The organism is Cupriavidus alkaliphilus, assembly GCF_900094595.1.
Lineage (GTDB): Bacteria > Pseudomonadota > Gammaproteobacteria > Burkholderiales > Burkholderiaceae > Cupriavidus > Cupriavidus alkaliphilus.
In genome coordinates, this window is the sequence record NZ_FMAD01000025.1 from 2,513 (window position 1) to 4,935 (window position 2,423).

Below are 2,423 nucleotides of genomic sequence, written 5' to 3' on the forward strand. Positions count from 1 at the left end.
CTTTCGGGGGTGACGGCGTACCTTTTGTATAATGGGTCAGCGACTTACATTCAGTGGCAAGCTTAACCGATTAGGGAAGGCGTAGCGAAAGCGAGTCCGAACAGGGCGTTGAGTCGCTGGGTGTAGACCCGAAACCAGATGATCTATCCATGGCCAGGTTGAAGGTGCGGTAACACGTACTGGAGGACCGAACCCACTAACGTTGAAAAGTTAGGGGATGAGCTGTGGATAGGGGTGAAAGGCTAAACAAATCTGGAAATAGCTGGTTCTCTCCGAAAACTATTTAGGTAGTGCCTCGTGTCTCACCTTCGGGGGTAGAGCACTGTCATGGTTGGGGGGTCTATTGCTGATTACCCCGCCATAGCAAACTCCGAATACCGAAGAGTGCAATCACGGGAGACAGACATCGGGTGCTAACGTCCGGTGTCAAGAGGGAAACAACCCAGACCGCCAGCTAAGGTCCCCAAATATAGCTAAGTGGGAAACGAAGTGGGAAGGCTAAAACAGTCAGGAGGTTGGCTTAGAAGCAGCCACCCTTTAAAGAAAGCGTAATAGCTCACTGATCGAGTCGTCCTGCGCGGAAGATGTAACGGGGCTAAGCTATATACCGAAGCTGCGGACGCACAGTAATGTGCGTGGTAGGAGAGCGTTCTGTAAGCCTGTGAAGGTGTCTTGTAAAGGATGCTGGAGGTATCAGAAGTGCGAATGCTGACATGAGTAGCGATAAAGGGGGTGAAAGGCCCCCTCGCCGTAAGCCCAAGGTTTCCTACGCAACGTTCATCGGCGTAGGGTGAGTCGGCCCCTAAGGCGAGGCAGAGATGCGTAGCTGATGGGAAGCAGGTTAATATTCCTGCACCGTCGTATGATGCGATGGGGGGACGGATCGCGGAAGGTTGTCCGGGTGTTGGAAGTCCCGGTCCCTGCATTGGAGAAGGCGCTCAGGCAAATCCGGGCGCGGGATTCAAGGATGTGGGGCGAGCGGCCTAGTGCTGCGAAGCAATTGGAAGTGGTTCCAAGAAAAGCCTCTAAGCTTCAGTCATACGAGACCGTACCGCAAACCGACACAGGTGGGCGAGATGAGTATTCTAAGGCGCTTGAGAGAACTCGGGAGAAGGAACTCGGCAAATTGGTACCGTAACTTCGGGATAAGGTACGCCCTGGTAGCTTGACTGGCCTGCGCCAGAAGGGTGAAGGGGTTGCAATAAAATGGTGGCTGCGACTGTTTAATAAAAACACAGCACTCTGCAAACACGAAAGTGGACGTATAGGGTGTGACGCCTGCCCGGTGCCGGAAGATTAAATGATGGGGTGCAAGCTCTTGATTGAAGTCCCGGTAAACGGCGGCCGTAACTATAACGGTCCTAAGGTAGCGAAATTCCTTGTCGGGTAAGTTCCGACCTGCACGAATGGCGTAACGATGGCCACACTGTCTCCTCCCGAGACTCAGCGAAGTTGAAGTGTTTGTGATGATGCAATCTCCCCGCGGCTAGACGGAAAGACCCCATGAACCTTTACTGTAGCTTTGCATTGGACTTTGAACCGATCTGTGTAGGATAGGTGGGAGGCTTTGAAGCGTGGACGCTAGTTCACGTGGAGCCGTCCTTGAAATACCACCCTGGTTTGTTTGAGGTTCTAACCTTGGCCCGTGAATCCGGGTCGGGGACAGTGCATGGTAGGCAGTTTGACTGGGGCGGTCTCCTCCCAAAGTGTAACGGAGGAGTTCGAAGGTACGCTTGGTACGGTCGGACATCGTACCTAAAGTGCAATGGCAAAAGCGTGCTTAACTGCGAGACCGACAAGTCGAGCAGGTGCGAAAGCAGGACATAGTGATCCGGTGGTTCTGAATGGAAGGGCCATCGCTCAACGGATAAAAGGTACTCTGGGGATAACAGGCTGATACCGCCCAAGAGTTCATATCGACGGCGGTGTTTGGCACCTCGATGTCGGCTCATCTCATCCTGGGGCTGTAGCCGGTCCCAAGGGTATGGCTGTTCGCCATTTAAAGAGGTACGTGAGCTGGGTTTAAAACGTCGTGAGACAGTTTGGTCCCTATCTGCCGTGGGCGTTGGAATCTTGACGGGGGCTGCTCCTAGTACGAGAGGACCGGAGTGGACGTACCGCTGGTGTACCTGTTGTCTCGCCAGAGGCATCGCAGGGTAGCTATGTACGGAAGAGATAACCGCTGAAAGCATCTAAGCGGGAAACTCGCCTGAAGATGAGGATTCCCTGGAGGCTTGACCTCCTTGAAGGGTCGTTCGAGACCAGGACGTTGATAGGCTGGGTGTGGAAGCGCAGTAATGCGTTAAGCTAACCAGTACTAATTGCCCGTAAGGCTTGATCCTATAACCAGTGTGTTTCACCTGGTGAGCGATCGCCTTGTGCCACCGAAGTTGACACAGTAAGCACAACCCCAACTACATCCC

General features: G+C 53.4%; 1 rRNA gene. It reads left to right on the forward strand.

The window, feature by feature from the left end:
* Nucleotides 1-2,342, forward strand: a 23S ribosomal RNA gene (locus tag GA0116996_RS27795).
* Nucleotides 2,343-2,423 lie beyond the last annotated feature (81 nt).